Raw genomic sequence first — 18558 nt, forward strand, 5'->3', positions numbered from 1 at the left:
GCAGACGCCACTGCCGTAGAGGAGCCGTTGTACGTCCTCAAGCGCACGGCCGTACAACCGGACGAGTTCCCGGAGCCGCAGTTCCGGTCGATTAGCGGCAGACCACGCCGCCGCCGTCAGACCACGGACGGAAACATACACTTATCAATGTTACATCGAGCGTTCGCATTGCGACCCTGAGTGTCCATGATGAAAATACATGGGTGCCGATATTTCAGGTCCTCGGGCCGGTCGAGGTGACGGGGCAGGGCGGACCCCCTGACCGCATGCTCCCCGCCAAACCCCGCACCCTCCTGGCGGCGCTGCTGCTGCGGCCGAACCAGTGGGTGCCGACGGCCCACCTCGTCGAAACCCTGTGGGAGCGCCCGCCCAGGTCGGCGCACGGCAACCTGCGCACCTACGTATGGCAGCTGCGGACGCTGCTCGCCGGCACGGCCGACACGGACCGACTGGACAGCCGGCTCGGGCTGTACCGGCTCGCCGTGCAGCCCGGCGAGATCGACATGCAGGTCTTCACCGAGCTGTCCGACCTCGCCGCGGAGGCCCTGGCCGCCGGCGAGGCGGCGGCGGCAGAGCGGCTGCTCCTCACGGCGTTGCGGCTGTGGCGCGGCGACCCCTTCGAGGACGTGCCTGCGCTGCTGTCCCAGCCGAAGGTGGTCCGGCTGCGCGAGCAGCGGTGGTCGGCGTCGGAGATGCTGGCCGAGGCGCGGCTGATGCTCGGGCAGTCGCAGCGCGCCGTCGACGACCTGCGCCCGCTGCTGGCCGAGCAGCCGTTCCGTGAGCAGATGTGGATCCTGCTGATGCACGGCCTGACCCAGCTCGGCCGCCGCGCCGACGCCCTGGCGGCCTACCGCGAGGTGTCCCACCTGCTCAGCAGCGAGCTGGGCCTGGAGCCCGGACCACGGCTGCGCGACGCGCAGCGCATGATCCTGACCGGCGCGGCTTGATCGGCGCGGGCTGACTCAGACAAGCTGCAGGACGGCGTCGCGCTCGGCCAGCACGTCCGGGTCGTCCGGTGCCAGCCGCAGCGCCTGTTCCAGATCGCGCAGCGCGTCGGCGGGTCGGCCCAGCGCCAGCAGGGCGGTGGCCCGGTTGTAGAGCAGCGCCGGATCGTCGCCCTGCGCCAGCGCCGCGTCGAGGTGCTCGGCGGCCGCCGCCGCGTCACCGGCCTCGAATGCCAGCACCGCCAGACCCGCCCACGCCGCCGGCAGCGCCGGATCGAGCTCCAGCGCCCGCCGGTAGCCGGCCGCGGCACCGGCCGCGTCACCGGCCGCGGCCGCCAGCTCGCCGAGCAGGCAGTGCAGGTGGGCGTGGCCGGGGTCCAGGGCGAGGCCCGCGTCGACGTCGGCTCGCGCGGCGGCGTGGTCACCCATCGCCACCAGCACCCCGGCCCGGTTCACGTACGCGTCGAGCCAGTCCGGGTCGAGTTCCAGCACATAGCTGAAGTCGGCCAGGGCCGCCTCCAGCTCGCCCAGCCCGAACAGCACGTCGGCCCGGTTGTAGTAGACCTCCGGGAACGGCGGGCTGAGCCGGATCGCCTCGGCGTACTCGCGCAGGGCCTCCTCGTCGTGGCCCATCCGGTGCAGCAGATTCGCCATCTCGAACCGGTATTCGGGGTAGTTCGGGTCCTGCGCCACGACCGTGCGGTAGTCGGCGAGCGCCTCATCGAGCCGGCCCAGCCCCGACAGCACCCGGGCCCGGTTGTTGACCAGCACCGACCGGTGCAGCAGGTGCACCTGGTCGCCCAGGTCTCGGTCCAGCCGCTCGATACCGTCGTTGACCAGGCCCAGTGCGTTGGCCGGGTTGGCCAGGTGGGTCTCGATCAGTGCCAGCCCGTTCTGCTCGAAGACCAGCCCGAAGCTCTCCGAGTCCCCGTTGACCTTGGCAAGCAGCATGCTGAACGCCATCGCCTGGTTGATCCAGCCCTTGGCCTTCTGGTGGTCGCGGCGCTCCGGCTCGTGGTGGCGGGTGTAGAGCATCGCGGTGGCGTACGCGGCCTGCTGGTGCACCCGGGGGTTGGTGCTGACGGCCCGGCACTCGTCGTACAGGGCCTCGGCCTCCAGCGGCCTGCCCAGCGCGGCCAGCGAGGTGGTCATCTTGGTGGTGTACGTCCACCACAGGTCCTCGCGGACCTTCCAGTCGACCACGGCCCGGCCCCGGTGCCCGAAGTCGACGGTGGCGTCGTAGAAGCCCATGTCCACGCAGTAGTCCAGCGCCGCGCGCAGCGCCTCACCGCCCAGCCCGGCCGGGTCCGACCCCCGCTCCAGGTGGTACGGGATCGCGCCCAGGCGCAGCGACCAGTCACCGGACTCCAGCTCGGCCACCCGCGCGTCGTGCAGCGCGACCCGCTCCGCGTCGCCCAGCCGCTGATAGGCCTCGACCAGCTCGGCCACGTCGCTGGTGCAGTCGCTCTCGACATACCGCGCCGCCAGCGCCGCGTCGCCGCCGGTCACCACCGGTGCGGGCGCCCGCGTCACGGCCAGCTCCACGGTGTATCGCTCCAGCCCCGCCACCAGGTCCGGGTGCACCGGGGCCGCACCCCCGCACAGCACCAGCGTGAGCAGGGCCGGGTCCAGCCGCCGCAGCAGCACCGACAGCAGCTCGGCGTCGGTCGGGTCGGCGTGCTCGATGTTCTCGACCACCAGCACCCTGCCCGGTTCGGCGGTCTCGCGCAGGTAGTCGCGCAGCAGCTCGGTCAGCCCGTGCGCGATGCGCAGCGTCCGCTTGCGGGAGTAGAACCTGGTCCGCTCGGCCGGCCCGGCCAGCGAGGTCAGCGTGTGCTTCTCGGCCGGGATCAGGCGCTCCAGCTCGGGGGCGATGGTGAGCAGCTCGATGTCGCGCTGGTGCACCAACTCGGGCCGGGTCGCCATCATGCGCTCGGCCAGCGGCCGGAACAGCTCCGACGCGCCGGTGTACGGCCCGCGCCGGCGCCGGTGGGCGTCCACCGTGGGCAGCAGCTCGGGGCGGCCGAGCGCGGTGGCGGCACGGTCGTGTCGGCGACCGCCGATGATCCTCAGATGCGACATCACTGGCTACCTTTCAGCTGGTCAGATGGGTCGGGGCGGCGGGGCGGAGGCGGCGGGCGCGCATCGCGAGGTAACCGGCGAGTGCGAACTGGCCGAGCATCAGCGTCAGGAAGACCACCGAGTCGAGCACCTGCCCGCCGTCGCCGGCGGTCAGGCCGTGCCAGAGCATCGTCAGCAGCCGCCACAGCGCAGGCACCCCGAACAGCAGCAGCGTCGCGGTGGTGAGGACGTAGCCGAACAGCAGCAGCCACGAGTACCAGCGTCCGACCTCCCTGTCGCGCGGGTGCAGGCCGGTCAGGTCGAGCCCGGGGCGGCCGGCCAGTCTGCGGAACCTGTCGCGCAGGATGCGCCGGGCGGCGGCCTGGAGGTCCTGGCAGCCCAGCACGGTCACCGCGACGACATACAGGTCGGTCTGCAGGTGGAAGTAGAACTGCCAGAGGAAGCGCAGGAACGTCGCGAAGGCCAGGGCCAGGCAGATCGCGCCGAGCAGGCCAACCTTGCCGTCCGGGCCGAGCGTCGCCGCGGCGACCAGCGTCAGCACCGCGATCACCAGCAGGTCGGCCAGCATGCCGGCCAGGATCGGCAGGTAGCGGCGGCGGCGGGGGAACACCACCAGCCCGTCCAGGCTGGTCTCGAAGACCACGAAGTACAGCCGGCGGGAGATGCGCAGCCGCGAGTGCAGGCCGAGCCGGCGTCCGGCCAGGGCATGGAACGACTCGTGCACGAGGATCAGCGGGAACTGGCCCAGGAAGAAGGTCAGCGCGATCGCGGTCGTGTAGTCGGTGTAGAACAGGTTCGCCACCCGGGGGATCAGTTCCGGGGTGCTCGCCATCGCGACGGCCGCCGCCGCCAATAGGAGCCCGTGACAGACCCAGCCGACCGGCGAGAACAGCCAGCGCCCCAACCGCTGCCAGCGGGGCGGCTTCGGGTCCGCGATGACCTCGTCCTGCGCGGTGAACTCCAGCTCGGTCAGCACACCCAGGAACTCGTCGAGGTCGACGGGCTCGCCGTAGGTGCGGGCGTACCAGTCGGCGGCGGCGTGCGGCGGCACACCTGCCACGAGCTGCTGGAGCAGGGCCGCGCCGTCCGGCGGGAACACGCCGTAGGAGTCGATGTCGACCCGGCCGACCACGACGTCATCTCCGTCGGGCAGGAAGGTGAGATCGTGCAGCCGCAGCGGCTCGGAAAGCTGTGTCATCTGAGCCTCCGGGGGTAGGCGGCCCGGGATCCGCCGGCTGGCGGACCCGGGCCGGTGCATCAGGACGCGGCCGGGGCCGAGAACGGCCAGCACGGCGGCGGGTAGCCGTAGAGCTGGTCGGCGGCCGTGGTCAGGCGGACAGTGCCCGCCTTGCGAACGACGATCTTCTTCATGGGAATCACCTCCTCGCCAGCGATGGGTCCGATCCTGCCGGGTTCACGTCCATCAATCGTCCATCGTCAATCCATTCGCAGGTCGGCGCGCACCGCCGCGCGGCGTACCACCGACAACGGGTCACCCTGGACTTCTCGACCGTCGAGTCTGGTGCCCGCGCCGGAGCACTACGCCTTGCTGGTGAGCGAGGAGGAGTTCGACGCCGCCTTCGAGCGGATCGAGGAGTTCCATGTGACGTACTCGCCGACCCGCACGGCTGGCCGCCGGGCGAAATCAACCACAACGACGGCGGGCGCGGCGTCTGCTTAACCGATCCGGACGGATACGGCATGGAGGACGTCGCCCTGGCGGAGGCCGACGGTGACATCGACTGGGACGCCCAGGTCGACGCCACGATCGTGCGGGTGCACCAGCATGCGGCTCGGCCGTCCGCGCAAGCGACCGGACCCGCTGACCGGCGACAAGGCGTACTCGTCGCGGGCCAACCGGAAGCGGCGCGGCCGAAACGGCGGCAGACCACCGAACTTCGACCGCGCCGCATACCGCAAATACAACAAGGTAGAACGCGGGTTCAACCGGCGCAAGCACTGGCGCGGACTCGCCACCCGCTTCAACAAGCTGGCCAGCCACTACCAAGCCACACTCGACCTCGTCGAGATCCTGGACTGGCTACTCGCCGTACCCGACGACATGATCCGCGAGAGAGAACCTAGTCCACCCAGGAGATGAGGAACTTCTCGTATGGGCCGGCGCCGTACTGGCAGTTCACGATCCCGCCGCCCCAGTGGTTCTCCGCGGTGAAGCTACTGGCGTCCATGCGCAGGAAGACGTTGGCGAACGTGATCGATTCGATGGTGAATCCGGAGGGGTCGTAGGCGAACTTGAACCGCTCGTGGTCGCCGTCGGGGCGGCCGTACTGGCAGTTCACGATCCCGCCGCCGGCGTCGGTGGCGGCGGTGACGTCGAAGGCGACCATGCGCAGGAAGACGTTGGGGAAGCGGACGGATTCCACGGAGAACGACAGGTCGGGCTGCTTCCTCAGGATGAACCTCTCGAAGTTGCCAACATAGGTCTGGCAGTTCACCTCTCCGCCGCCGGGGCCCGAGAGCGTGGCGTACCCCTTGCTGTCCATGCGCAGGTAGCGGTTGAAGTGCTTCGACCGGATGGAAACCGGCCTTCCCGCGGTGTTGGTGGAGATGTCGGTGAGGCTCAGGTCCATGGGTGCCCTCTCTCGGCTCGGCGGCCGGTCGTTCACCGGCGCCAGCAATGACAATCCGTCACCGCCCAGTCACATACTGCACGAGTAGGTGCGGGCGCACACCCCCCTTTTCATCGAGAGACATGACTGAAAGCTGGTCCGCTGCGAACTCAACGCGGCCAGCCTGGAAGCCCGAGGCGCCGACCCCATCCTCGGCGCCATCGCCGACGAGGCCCGCATCACCGACGAGTTCACCAGCCACGCCCTGCGCCACACCATCGGCACCAGACTCATCCGCGAAGGACACGACATCCCTGCCCACCGACCACTGAACAGCCCACACCAAGCGACTGCGGCTTCCACAGTGTTCCGACCGGCCTCATGCCACGACAACGATGCTGACCGAGCACGCGGCGACCGGCAGCGAACCGGATTCGCGCGACTCCGAGGCCACGAACATGGCGGTGCTCAACGAACTGCTCACCGCCACGCTCGCCTGACCACTCGTGGCGGCGGGTACGGTGCCCGGCGGCACCGGACCGATCGTGCGCGGGCGGCGGCACCCGCCGCCGTACTAACCTTTGCGGCCGTGGACTCCGACACCTGGCTGGCCGATACCCGCCGCTCCTACGACACCGTCGCCGACAGCTACCACGAGGTGGTCCGCGACATGCTCGCGCAGACGCCCTACGAGCGGGCGGCGCTCGACCTGTTCGCCGCGCAGGTGCGAAAGCTCGGCGGCGGGCCGGTCGTCGAGGTGGGCTGCGGACCGGGCCGGATCGCGGGGTACCTGCACGGGTCGGGCATCGAGGTGTCCGGGCTCGACCTGTCCCCCGCCATGATCGAGATCGCCCATCGCGAGCATCCGGACCTGCGGTTCGAGGTGGGTTCGATGACCGACCTGGACCTGCCCGACGCCTCGCTGGCGGGTGTCGTCGCCTGGTACTCGCTGATCCACGTGCCCGACGCCGAGATCCCTTCGGTCCTGGCCCGGTTCCGTCAGGCGCTGCGTCCATCGGCCCCGCTGCTGGTCGCCTTCCACGCCGGAAACGAGACGACCCTCAAGACCGAAGGTTACGGCGGGCATCCGATGCACGTCCATGTGCACCGCCGCCTGCCCGAGCAGGTCGCCGAGTCGCTGGAGCAGGCGGGGTTCACCGTCGAGGCGACGATGCGGCTGCGTTCGGCGGAGAGCCGCGACGGCGCGATCGTGTTCGCCCGTCGCGCCGATTGACCGCTGCCGGGTGCCCGGCTCACGCGGGGCACCCGGCAGGTCCCTCCTCGGACTACTGGAAGGTGATGTGGTCGATGGTGATGGTGGAGTTGCCGCCGTACCAGAAGCCCATGGCCAGCTGCGACGGCGAGTTGCGGTTGATCCCGTTGGCGACCATCGGGATCTTGACGTCCTGGTATGACGTCGTGATCACCGGATGCGCGCCACCGTCCAGGGTGAAGTCCCCGAACACCTTCGTCGCCCCGCCCAGACCCAGGTTGAAGTGCGCCTGCTCGCCACCGGCGGCGCCCTTCACCCGCACCACCAGGTAGGTGTACGAGCTCAGATCCACGCCGACGTCACTGCCGAACCAGCCGCAGTTGTTGTAGCGCAGGCTCAGCGCCCCGCCCACGACCACACCCGAACCGCCGCCGTCGAGGAAGCAGTTCGCCCCGGTCCACTTGCCCAGATCGTTCTGCGTGGAGGACGGGTAGGCCGGGGTGCCGTCGAAGTTGTCCAGCACCAGACCCGTCGGCGGCTGCGGCGCCGCGTCCGTGGTCACCGCGATCGCGTTGCTGGCCGCCGACCGGTTGCCCGCCGCGTCCCGGGCCTTCACCGTGTACGAGTACGCCGTACTCGCCGTCAGCCCGGTGTCCGTGAACGACGTGCCTGTCGGGCTGCCGACCAGCGCCGACCCCCGGAACACTTCATACCCGGTCACCCCGACGTTGTCGGTCGACGCCGTCCACGACAGCGACACCGTCGTGTCGGACTTGCCGGTGGTCGAGAGCGTGGGTGCCGACGGCGCGGTGCAGTCGCCCGAGCAGCCCGTCGTCGTCGCCGACACGGCCGCCGACGTCCCGGAGACGTTCCCGGCGGCGTCCACGGCCCGGACGGTGTACTGGTAGGTCGTGCCCGCGCTGCGGCCGGTGTCGGTGTACGAGGTACCGGTCGCGACAGCGATCTGCACCCCGTTGCGCAGCACCTGGTAGCCGGTCACGCCTACGTTGTCCGTCGAGGCCGACCAGGACAGCGACACGCTGCTGCTGGTCACCCCGGTCACCGCCAGATTCGACGGCACCGACGGCGCCGTGCAGTCACCGGTGCAGGTGCCGACGGTGACGGCGGTGGACAGGACGTTGTAGCCGCTGGCCGCGTCCCAGGTGCCGGTGTTGGCCAGGCGGATCGAGTACTCCGGCCGGGCCTGCAGCGCGGCGGTCGGGTCGGGCAGCCACAGGGCCAGCTTGTACGTTCCCGATGCCGCGTTGCCGGGCACGGCGACGTTCGCGGTGACCGTGCTCGCCCCGGCCAGCCAGCTCCGGGGGTCGACCGAGGCCAGCGGCAGGTTGTAGCGGTTGGTGCCGTTCTGCAGGACCAGGTAGACGGGCCGGTTCTTGATCAGGCCGGACCAGCCGTCGTTGTTCAGGTGCGCGGTGAAGCTCAGGTTCGTCCCTGGGGTGACGCTGGTCGGGAACGTCGCATCGAGCAGCCTCAGCCGGTAGCCGAGCTTGCGCTTGATCCGTACGAAGCAGGTCTCGGCCGGGTCGTTGCCGGCGGCGGCGAGGTTCGAGGCCTTCCACTTGTCGGTGTTGACCGCCGCGTAGTCCTCGTTGATCTCGGTGAAGTTGAGCCGGTTCATCTCGGTCTGCGCGTTGACGCAGGCGGCGTCGTTGTAGCCGTCGGCGCCGCAGGTCTCACCGCCGACCATCTTGTTGAACCCGGTCGAGGTGGCCAGGTCGTACATCCACTGCTTCTTCTGCTCGATGTAGTACCAGCCCATCCACGACGGGTTGTCGTAGGTGCCCATGTCGTTGGCGTCGGCCAGGAAGCAGTCGTTGTGGAAGCCGATCCGGTCCTTCTGCGCCTGCGTCAGCGCGCAGCCCTCGGGCACCACGCACGAGGTCGGGTCGACGACCTCCTTGATGTAGATCGGGTAGCGCATGACGAGCGGGATCGTCGCCGGGGTGGTGTCGACGATCTTCTTGACGATGCGGTACCGGGCGGGCGCCTCCTCGACCGAGGACGAGTTGGTGAGGGTGCCGGTGTGCCACTCGCCCCACGCGCCCAGGTAGCCGGTCTCCAGGTGCAGGACGACGTCGGCGTTGGCGGTCACGACCGCGTCGATCTGGGCGATGTGGGCCAGGATCTGCGACTCGGCGACGCTGGCGTACCCGTCCCAGGTGTAGGCGGGGCGCAGCACGATCTTCATACCGGCGGCGCGGACCGCGGCCAGGCCCGAGGCGAGGTTGTTCAGCAGCGCCTGCGGCAGGGCCTCGGTCTTGTACTTGTCCAGGTGCAGGTAGCTGTGCACGATCGTGTCGCCGTCGGCCTTGGCGCGGGCGAAGGTCCGGTCGAGCAGGTCGGGGTTGAATCCGGGGATGGTGGCGGCGTTGACGTAGTCGTTGACCGCCGGGTCGTTGACGATCTCGTACCGGTTGTGGAAACCGCGCTCGGGATTGGCGAACGCGGTGGCCAGGTCGGCCGCGTAGGTGACGGTGGCGGCCTGGGCGGGCGCGGCGTCGACCGCCGCGGTGCCGAGCGCCGCCAGCAGCGCTGTCACGGTGAACACGCGCAGTGAACGGAGTTTCATTGGCGCCTTCCTGTCGTGGGACGGGAAGCCGCCTGACCGGATAGCGCCCGGCCAGGCGGCCGGACTGCTACTGGAAGGTGATGTGGTCGATGGTGATGGTGGAGCTGCCGCCGTACCAGAAGCCCATGGCCAGCTGCGACGGCGAGTTGCGGTTGATCCCGTTGGCGACCATCGGGATCTTGACGTCCTGGTACGACGTCGTGATCACCGGATGCGCGCCACCGTCCAGGGTGAAGTCCCCGAACACCTTCGTCGCCCCGCCCAGACCCAGGTTGAAGTGCGCCTGCTCGCCACCTGCCGCACCCTTCACCCGCACCACCAGATAGGTGTACGAGCTCAGATCCACGCCGACGTCACTGCCGAACCAGCCGCAGTTGTTGTAGCGCAGGCTCAGCGCGCCCCCCGTGACGACACCGGAGCCGCCGCCGTCGAGGAAGCAGTTCGCCCCGGTCCACTTGCCCAGGTCGTTCAGGTTCGACGACGGGTACGCCGGGGTGCCGTCGAAGTTGTCCAGGACCAGACCCGTGGGCGGCTGGGGTGCGGTGTTCGTGGTCACGGCAACCGTGTTGCTGGCGGCCGACCGGTTCCCGGCCGCGTCACGAGCTTTGACCGTGTACGAGTACGCCGTGCTCGCCGTCAGCCCGGAGTCGGTGAACGTGGTACCCGTCGGGCTGCCGACCAGCGTCGAGCCCCGGAACACCTCGTACCCGGTCACGCCGACGTTGTCGGTCGACGCCGTCCACGACAGCGACACCGTCGTGTCGGACCTGCCGGTGGTCGAGAGCGTCGGCGCGGACGGGGCGGTGCAGTCGCCGGTGCAGCCGGTGGTGGTCGCCGACACCGCTGCGGACTGGCCGGACACGTTGCCGGCGGCGTCCACCGCCCGGACCGTGTACTGGTACGTCGTACCCGGGCCGCGGCCGGTGTCGGTGAAGGTCGTGCCGGTCGGCGAACCGACCACCGCGCCGTCGCGCAGCACCTGGTAGCCGGTCACGCCGACGTTGTCGGTCGACGCCGACCAGGACAGCGACACGCTGGTGTCGGTCCGCCCGGTCACCGCCAGGTTCGACGGCACCGACGGCGCCGTGCAGTCACCGGTGCACGCGTTGGTGCTGACCGCGCCCAGGTTGACCCACCCGTCGGCGCCCTGGGTGCTGTTGGCGAACGACAGCGGCAGGCGCGGCCGCCACTGGTCGATGATCCAGTCGGTGAGCCGGCTGGCCGCCGGACGGGCGCGCAGCACGTCGGCGGTGACCGTCTCCAGCGGGTTGCGCACCTTCAGGACCAGGCTGTAGCTGCCCGCGGGCACGCCTGCGGTGCTGACCGTGGCCGAGAAGTTCACCGGGCGGCCGAAGTCGAGGTACTTCGGGTCGGCGCCGACGTTCCAGTCGGGAAAGGCCCGGATCTGCAGGGGCTGCACGGTACGCAGGTCCCAGCTGGTGTCCCAGGTCTTCACCACGTTGCCGGCGCTGTCGCGCAGGCCGAGCTGGACCGTCCACGGGTAGTAGAACGGCGCCACGCCGTTGTTCTGCACGGTCACGCCGACCTTGAAGCTGCCCGAGGCGACGGCGTTGAAGTTGGCCTGCGGGATGTGCAGGTTGTAGCCCATCTTGCGGACCCCGGCCGACACCTTCGGGTCGGTGGGGCTGTAGCCGCCCGCCCCGGTCTGGTTGATCATCCAGCTGATGTGGGTGAGCTCGGTCGCGGCCAGGACGTTGTCGACCTGGTTGGCGCCGTTGGGCCAGTCGGTGTAGAGGCTGCCCTGGATCTCGGGGCGGGCCTCGCCGCCGATGGACTGGGTGATCCACCGGTTCTCGGTGCCGGTGTTGAGCTGGAGCTGCAGGAACGCGTCGTCCCAGCCGTTCATCGACATCGGCAGGGTCATGCCCTTGAGCTGCCCGTTGCGGATCTCCTTGTACGGCCACGAGTCGTCGTGGAACCCGATGTTCGCCGTGCCCTCCGTACCCGCGAGCGGGTAGCGGACCTCGACCTGGATGTTGGCGAACGCCGCGTCGGCCGCCCCGATCAGGGTGCGGATCGTCGCGTCGGTCGGCATCAGGTTCGGGTAGCCGTCGGCGGTGTCGCGGTCGTAGGGCCAGGTGTGCCACTCGCCCCACAGGCCGACCAGGCCCAGGGTCATGAACCCGATGCGCGGATCGGCGGTGCCGCCGGGACCGGCGTGGTCGTACTTCGCGGCGAACGCGTTGATGAACGTGGTCAGCGCGGCGATCACGTCGGGGTCGTCGTAGTCGGGGCTGACCGTGCCCCAGAACCCGTTGGTACGCAGCGCCATCTTGCCGTTGAGGCACGGCGGGATGCCGTTGCCCGGGTGGGTGCCGCTGCCGCCCGGGTACTCGAGGTAGAACCGGAACGCGACCTGGCGGCTCCAGACCGCGGCCTCGTCCAGGGCCTTCTCGAACACGCTCCAGTCGATGTTCGCGCAGTTGGCCGGGTCCTTCATCACCTCGTTGAGCGCGAAGTAACTCCAGACCAGACCGCCGGGGTACTTGGTCGACAGGTTGTCACCCGGGAACAGGTACGGGGCGAACCCCTTCAGCGGCTGGCCGACCGGGGCGTCGGCGTAGGCGTAGGTGTGGGTGGTGAGGCTGGTGTCGGCGGCGGGTCCGGCCGCCGGTCGCGGGGGCGGGCCCGCCGGTGCCGCCGCGGCCGGTGCGGCCGCGGTCAGCGTGAGCGTCAGCGCTGCCGCGGTGGCCGCGAGCAGTCTGCGTAGCTGGGGCATGTGCTGGTGTTCCTTTCGTGGACGGAAGGGCAGGAACAGTTCCCGGGCGGGTCAGCGGGTGGTGACGGTGCCCAGGTGCAGCCAGCCGGTGTGGGTGTCCTGGCTGGTGTTGGCGAAGCGCAGCGCGGCGCCCTGCGGCAGCGGGTTGGGCACCCGCAGGACGATGTCGTAGCTGCCGCGCCGCAGGCCGCGGCTGTTGATCGCGGTGGACAGCTCGGTGGGGTCGGCGCCGGGCTGGATGCCGGTGACGGTCCAGCCGGTCTGCCAGCGGGCGGCGACGCGGCCCTGGTCGTCGACGGCGGCGAGCTCCGCGCGCCACGGGTAGTAGAAGGGCGCGGTGCCCCGGTTGGCGACGCGTACCGAGACGCGCTGGGCGCTGACGGCGGCCTCGGTGACGGTCAGCTCGTAGCCCAGGGACTTGGCCGCCTCGACGGCGCGGAAGTACTCGTCGCCGGTGTAGCCGGTCGGCGCGAACGCGGCGTGGTTGATGAGCCAGGAGGCGTGCGTCTGGTCGACCGAGGCGGTGTAGTCCTCGTACTGGCCGCAGCTGACGGGCTGCTCGAACACGCAGGCCTGGATCTCGGGGCGCAGCTCGCCGCCGACGGGTTCGGTGCGCCACTTGTCGGTGACGCCCTCGTCGATCAGGCGCTGCACGAAGTGCCACGAGGTCGGCGGCAGGGTCTCGAACGCGAACGAGTCGTCGTGGTAGCCGATGTTCAGGTCCTTGTTCTGCGGGCTCGGGTAGCGGGCCAGCAGCCGGGTCCGGTCGAACGCGGTGTCGTAGTCGGTGAGGATGCGGGTGAGGATCGCGGTGTCGGGCATCCAGTTCTCGGGGTTGGTCCAGCCGTCGTACGGCCAGGTGTGCCACTCGCCCCAGAAGCCGATCAGGCCGAGGGTGAGGAACCCGATGCGCGGATCGCCGTCGTAGCGGCGGCCGAACGCGCCGATGAACTCCTCCAGCGCCGAGACCAGGCGCGGGTCGCTGTAGTCGGGGGCGACGCTGACGCCGTTGTTGCCGAAGTCGTCGTAGGCGTGCGTGGCCAGGCCCTGGTCCAGCAGGTACTGCGGGACGCCGGTGGGCTTGCCCGGGTAGTCGAGGTAGAAGCGGAACACGGCCTGGTGGCCGCGCGCGGCGATGTCGTTGAGCTGCTTCTCCAGGGCGGTCCAGCGGAACTGGTGCGGGCCGGTCATCACGGCGTTCAGCGGCAGGTAGAACCATTCCATGCTGTACGGGAAGGTCTGGTAGCTGCCCGCGTACGGGATGAAGCCCTTGAGGGGGTTGTCGGCCGGCGCCGAGGTGTAGGCCAGCGGGGTCCACTGCGGGGCGCTCGGCGTCGACCCGGCCACGGCGGGGGTCCCGGCGGCGAGCGTGAGCGTCGCCAGGAGGGCGACGGCGATTCGTACTGTTCGTCTCATTCGAACCTTCTTGGGGGCAGGGTGGATGACCGGCCGGGCAGGTTCGCCCGGCCGGGGCTCAGCGCGGATGGATCAGCCGACCGTGATGCGGTCGAGATCGGGTGCCCAGCCGCTGGGGTTGGTCACCGTGATGGTGTTCGTTCCGCTGGAGAGGTTGAGCGTGAAGGTGGTGGAGCCGACGGTGTTCCAGTCGGCGGTGGCCGGGAAGCTGACCGTCTGCCCGTTGAACACGGCGGTCCGGGCCACGGCCGAGGCGTAGTACACGGTGATCGTCTTCGCCCCGCCGGTGCCGCCGGCGATCCCGTTGAAGGCCAGGGTGCCGCTGTTGTTGCCGACGTAGCCGACCTTCGCCCCACCCGAGCACGCCGCGCACGACGCCACCGCCGCACCACCGGCCAGGCTGTTGCCTGACGCCTCGGCCTCGTAACTGACAGACCCGCCGCCGCTCGCGCTGGTCGAAACGCTGAGCTGCGACGACGCCGCCGAGTAGTTACCCGCCGCGTCGTAGGCCTTGACGGTGTAGGTGTACGCCGTCGACGCGGTCAGGCCCGAGTCGGTGAACGAGGTGCCGGTCGAGGTGCCGACCGGGCTGCCGCCGCGCAGGATCTGGTACCCGGTCACCCCGGTGTTGTCGGTCGACGCGGTCCAGGTCAGCGACACCGACGACGAGGTCTTGCCGGGCGACGCCAGACCGGTCGGGGTGCTCGGCGCGGTGGTGTCGCCGCCGCCGGAGGTGCCGACGGTGATCCGGTCCAGGTCGGGTGCCCAGCCGCTGGGGTTGGTCACCGTGATGGTGTTGGTGCCGGAGGCCAGGTTGAGGGTGAAGGAGACCGATCCGAGGGTGTCCCAGTTCGCGGTGGCCGGGAAGCTGACCGGCTGCCCGTTGAACACGGCGGTCCGGGCCAGCGCCGAGGCGTAGTACACCGTGATCGTCTTCGCCCCGCCGGTGCCGCCCGCGATCCCGTTGAAGGCCAGCGTGCCGCTGTTGTTGCCGACGTAACCGACCTTCGCCCCACCGGAGCAGGCCGCGCACGACGCCACTGCCGCACCACCGGCCAGGCTGTTGCCTGACGCCTCGGCCTCGTAGCTGGCCGCCCCGCCACCGCCACCGGCCGTGGTCGAAACGCTGAGCTGCGACGACGCCGCCGAGTAGTTACCCGCCGCGTCATAGGCCTTGACCGTGTACGAGTACGCCGTCGACGCCGTCAGGCCCGAGTCGGTGAACGAGGTGCCGGTCGAGGTACCGACCGCGCTGCCGCCGCGCAGGATCTGGTACCCGGTCACCCCGGTGTTGTCGGTCGACGCGGTCCAGGTCAGCGACACCGACGACGGGGTCTGCCCGGTCGAGACCAGCCCGGAAGGGGTGCTCGGCGCGGTGGTGTCGCCGCCGCCGGTGCCGATGGTCGCCGCCCCGAGGTGCAGCCAGCCGTCGGCCTGCTGGGTGGCGTTGGCGAAGCGCAGCTTCTTCGCGTTGGCGTTCACGCTCTCCAGCGGGTTCTTGACTCGCAGCACCCACTGGTAGGAGCCCTGCGCCAGGCCGGTGAGGTCGGCGGAGGTCTGGAAGTACTGCGCGTAGCCGTAGTCGCGGTAGCTCGGGTCGGCGCCGGTGTTCCAGTCCGGGAAGTTGCGGATCGTGCGCGGCTGCACGGTACGCAGGTCCCAGGGGGTGTCGAAGGTCCGCACCACGGTGCCGGAGCTGTTCTTGAGCCCGAGGGTCATCGTCCAGGGGTAGTAGAACGGGGCGACACCGGTGTTGCTGATCTGCACGCCCACGTTGGTCGTACCGGATGCGGTGTTCTTGAAGTACGCGTTGTCGACGGTGAGGTTGTAGCCCATGAGCCGCACTCCGGCCGAGACGTTGGCGTCGGTCGGCGAGTAGGCGGCACTCCCCTCGTCGATCATCCAGGTGGCGTGGGAGAGCTCGATGCACGCCTTCAGGTTGTCGACCGTACCGGAGCCGTTGGGCCAGGACTGGAACGCCGAGACCTGGATCTCGGGCCGCAGCTCGCCGCCGATCGAGCTGTTGATCCACTTGTTCTCGGTGCCGGTGGCGATGTTGCGCTGCAGCTGCGCGTAGGAGGCGCCGCCCAGCGACGCGGGCAGGGTCACGCCCTGCAGCGGCGAGCCCTCACGGAAGCAGAACGAGTCGTCGTGGTAGCCGATGTCGCGGGAGTTGGCCGCGCCGCCGGCGGCGTCGGGGTACCGGATCTCGACCTTCGTCCGGTTGAACGCGGTGTCGAACGCGGCCACGATCTGGGCGCCGTTGGCGTCGGTGGGCATGTAGTTGGGCAGCCCGTCGCCGGTGTCGGTGTCGTAGGGCCAGGTGTGCCACTCGCCCCACAGCCCGACCAGGCCGAGGTGGATGAACCCGATGCGCGGGTCGCCGTCGTAGCGGGCGCCGAACGCCGCGACGAAGTTCTTCAGCGCGTTGATCAGGAACGGGCTGTCGTAGTCGGGGTGGACGACGTTCCAGGTGGCGTCGGCGCGGGTGGCGACGTTGCCGTTGAAGCAGGCCGGGATCGCGTTGGCCGGGTGGCTGCCGGTGCCGCCGGGGTAGGTCAGGTAGATCCGGATGGCGGCCTGGTTGCCGTAGCCGGCGGTCTCGGCCAGCATGCTGTCCAGGATCGCCCAGTTGTAGCTGCCGCAGTTCGAGGCATTGGTCATGATCTCGGAGAGACCGAAGTAGCCCCAGGTCAGCGAGTGCGGGAAGCCGTTGTTCTGGTCGCCGCCGGGTGAGTAGAACCGGGCCCAGCCCTTCAGCGGGTTGTCCACCGGCCCGGGTGCGGAGCTCAGCGGGTGGGCCTGCAGGGTCGGATCGGGACTGGCGGGTGCCGCGGGGCGGGGCGGCGGACCGGCGGGCGCGGCCTGGGCGCCGGCCGGGACGGTCAGGACGAGGGCCGCGCCGAGCGCGGCGGCGCCCAGTGCGGCGAGCAGTGTCCGGCCGCGTTTACGTGAATTCATGTCGCTCTCCGGTGCAAGAGTTCGGGCAGATCTCCTGGCGGTGCAGCGCTCGCGCAGCGGGCTACGCGGCGTTCGTGCGGTGGTGCGACGTTCGATGTGCAGGTCAGGACGCGGGTACGGTGCATCGCGCCCCCACCCCGTCGGGCTCCGTTACCGAAGCAATACGAAGAGGTGTTGACAAAATTTCGAAGGTCTACATCATTATTCGAGAGCGGGGCGGCTGGCAAGAGCCGACCGAGAGATGGATCTGAGGACGTGGATGAGCTCGACAAAACAGCGCGACGACCGGCGGGCGGCATGGTGGTTCCTGCTGCCGGTGCTGGTCGGATTCGCCGTCTTCTACGGCTACCCCGCCGCCCGGGGCATCTGGTACTCGGTCACCGACTACACGATGCTCAACACGCCGACCTACGTCGGCGCGGAGAACTACACCAAGCTCCTGGCCGATGACCAGTTCTGGAACTCGATGCTGGTCACCGCCTGGTACGTGGTGCTCAACATCGGCTCGCAGACGCTGCTGGCCCTGGGCATCGCCACGCTGATGCACCGCCTGACCCGCTCGGTGGCGCTGCGGGCGATGCTGCTGCTGCCGTGGCTGGTCCCCAACGTGACCGTCGGCCTGCTGTGGATGTGGCTGCTCGACACCAACCTCGGCTTCGTCAACCACCTGCTCGACGCCATCGGGGTGGGGCCGGTCGGCTTCTTCACCGACGAGAGCTGGGCGATGCCGTCGGTGGCCGCCGTCAACACCTGGGCCTACACCGGCTACACCGCGCTGCTGCTCTACGCCGGGATGCTGCAGATCCCGCATTACCTGTACGAGAGCGCCGCCATCGACGGCGCCCCCGAGTGGCGGATGTTCCGCGGGATCACGCTGCCGCTGCTGCGCCCCGTACTGGCGCTGGTGCTGGTGGTGTCCCTGATCGGCTCGTTCCAGATCTTCGACACCATCGCGGTCACCACCAAGGGCGGCCCGGTCGCGGCCACCCGGGTCATCTACTACTTCATCTACCAGCAGGCGTTCAAGTTCTTCCACCTGAGCTACGCCGCGGCCGCGGCCATCTGCCTGGCCCTGGTGCTCGGCGTGCTCACCGCGATCCAGATGCGCCTGCTGCGCGCGTCCCGCTCGGACCTGGCGTGAAGGGGCGACAGACGATGAAGCGAAAGTTCAGCCCCGGCCGCGTGCTGGCGTGGGCCGCGATGGCCCTGGTCGTCCTGGTGACGCTGTTCCCGTTCTGGTGGATGGTCCGCACCGCGCTGACCCCCGCCGCCGACCTGTACGGCGACAACTCCAGCCTGCTCCCCCACCACCCGACCCTGATCAACTTCATCCGGGTGCTGGGCCTGACCACCGAGGCCGAGGCGCGTGCCGCCGGCGGCTCCGGCGCCCAGATCGACTTCGCGGCGTACCTGTGGAACTCGATCGTCTACTGCGGCCTGATCGCGGTGCTGCAGACCCTGTTCTGCGCGATGGCCGGCTACGCCTTCGCCCGCCTGCGCTTCCCCGGCCGCGACCTGGTCTTCGGGATCGTGATCGCGGCGCTGATGGTGCCGCCGATCTTCACGCTGCTGCCCAACTTCATCCTGGTCAAGGACCTCGGCCTGATGAACACCATGGCCGGCATGGTCGCCCCGACCATCCTGATGACGCCGTTCGCGGTGTTCTTCCTGCGCCAGTTCTTCCTGTCGCTGCCGCGCGACGTGGAGGAGGCGGCCATCCTCGACGGCAACGGGCCCTGGGGCATCTTCTGGCGCATCGCGCTGCCGATGAGCCGCGGGCCGCTGATCACCATCGGGATGACCACCACGGTGTGGGCCTGGAAGGACTTCCTGTGGCCGCTGCTGGTGGGCCGCGACGAGGACAACCGGCTGGTCACGGTCGCGCTCGGCGTGTTCCTGCAGCAGTCCCCCAACACCCAACCCGACTGGACCGGCCTGATGGCCGCCTCGACGCTGTCGGTCCTGCCCGTCCTGCTGCTGCTGATCCTCATGGGCAAGCGGCTGGTCCAGTCCCTGAACTTCACCGGAAGCAAGTAGCAACA

Annotated in this window: 12 protein-coding genes and 1 pseudogene; 6 read left to right on the forward strand and 7 right to left on the reverse strand. The window is 69.8% G+C overall.

What is annotated here, in order from left to right:
• Positions 1–203 precede the first annotated feature (203 nt).
• Positions 204–947, forward strand: coding sequence for an AfsR/SARP family transcriptional regulator (locus tag QEZ54_RS09900; RefSeq protein WP_281304222.1), 744 nt, complete (start codon positions 204–206; stop codon positions 945–947).
• Between the two features lie 15 nt (positions 948–962).
• Here the strand turns inward: QEZ54_RS09900 and QEZ54_RS09905 are convergent, their stop codons facing one another.
• Positions 963–3026 (reverse strand): tetratricopeptide repeat protein, encoded by a 2064-nt coding sequence (locus QEZ54_RS09905; protein ID WP_281304223.1) that lies wholly within the window; start codon positions 3024–3026, stop codon positions 963–965.
• Between the two features lie 13 nt (positions 3027–3039).
• The gene (locus QEZ54_RS09910) at positions 3040–4224 is read right to left on the reverse strand and encodes a hypothetical protein (protein ID WP_281304224.1); all 1185 of its coding nucleotides are present in this window, start codon (positions 4222–4224) and stop codon (positions 3040–3042) included.
• A 171-nt stretch (positions 4225–4395) separates the two neighbouring features.
• Here QEZ54_RS09910 and QEZ54_RS09915 point away from each other — a divergent pair, with 171 nt between their 5' ends.
• Entirely contained in the window at positions 4396–4707 is a 312-nt protein-coding gene (locus tag QEZ54_RS09915; RefSeq protein ID WP_281304225.1) for a hypothetical protein, read from the forward strand.
• A 177-nt stretch (positions 4708–4884) separates the two neighbouring features.
• Positions 4885–5127 (forward strand): annotated as a pseudogene (locus tag QEZ54_RS09920) (hypothetical protein); the annotation flags it as partial.
• Here QEZ54_RS09920 and QEZ54_RS09925 read toward each other — a convergent pair.
• Entirely contained in the window at positions 5108–5617 is a 510-nt protein-coding gene (locus QEZ54_RS09925) for a hypothetical protein (protein WP_281304226.1), read from the reverse strand. The pseudogene QEZ54_RS09920 and the gene QEZ54_RS09925 overlap by 20 nt on opposite strands.
• A 568-nt stretch (positions 5618–6185) precedes the next feature.
• Between QEZ54_RS09925 and QEZ54_RS09930 the strand changes: the two genes are divergently transcribed.
• The gene (locus QEZ54_RS09930) at positions 6186–6830 is read left to right on the forward strand and encodes a class I SAM-dependent methyltransferase (protein WP_281304227.1); all 645 of its coding nucleotides are present in this window, start codon (positions 6186–6188) and stop codon (positions 6828–6830) included.
• Between the two features lie 52 nt (positions 6831–6882).
• Here the strand turns inward: QEZ54_RS09930 and QEZ54_RS09935 are convergent, their stop codons facing one another.
• From QEZ54_RS09935 to QEZ54_RS09950, 4 genes are all read right to left on the reverse strand, one after another.
• Complete coding sequence (locus QEZ54_RS09935) at positions 6883–9399, reverse strand: DUF4832 domain-containing protein (protein ID WP_281304228.1); 2517 nt, start codon at positions 9397–9399, stop codon at positions 6883–6885.
• Positions 9400–9466: 67 nt separating this feature from the next.
• On the reverse strand, positions 9467–12139 hold the full coding sequence (locus QEZ54_RS09940; protein WP_281304229.1) for a fibronectin type III domain-containing protein: 2673 nt from the start codon (positions 12137–12139) through the stop codon (positions 9467–9469).
• 51 nt (positions 12140–12190) lie between these two features.
• A complete protein-coding gene (locus QEZ54_RS09945) occupies positions 12191–13555 on the reverse strand; it encodes a DUF4832 domain-containing protein (RefSeq protein ID WP_281304230.1) in 1365 nt (454 codons plus the stop codon).
• Positions 13556–13627: 72 nt separating this feature from the next.
• Positions 13628–16516, reverse strand: coding sequence for a DUF4832 domain-containing protein (locus tag QEZ54_RS09950; RefSeq protein WP_281304231.1), 2889 nt, complete (start codon positions 16514–16516; stop codon positions 13628–13630).
• A gap of 259 nt (positions 16517–16775) precedes the next feature.
• On the opposite strand from QEZ54_RS09950, the gene QEZ54_RS09955 reads away from it, so the two are divergent.
• Together QEZ54_RS09955 and QEZ54_RS09960 are read left to right on the forward strand one after the other, a co-directional pair.
• The gene (locus tag QEZ54_RS09955; protein ID WP_281304232.1) at positions 16776–17657 is read left to right on the forward strand and encodes a sugar ABC transporter permease; all 882 of its coding nucleotides are present in this window, start codon (positions 16776–16778) and stop codon (positions 17655–17657) included.
• 14 nt (positions 17658–17671) lie between these two features.
• Entirely contained in the window at positions 17672–18553 is an 882-nt protein-coding gene (locus tag QEZ54_RS09960) for a carbohydrate ABC transporter permease (RefSeq protein ID WP_281304233.1), read from the forward strand.
• Positions 18554–18558 lie beyond the last annotated feature (5 nt).

The sequence above is a fragment of the Catellatospora sp. KI3 genome, assembly GCF_029948125.1.
Taxonomy (GTDB): Bacteria; Actinomycetota; Actinomycetes; order Mycobacteriales; family Micromonosporaceae; genus Catellatospora.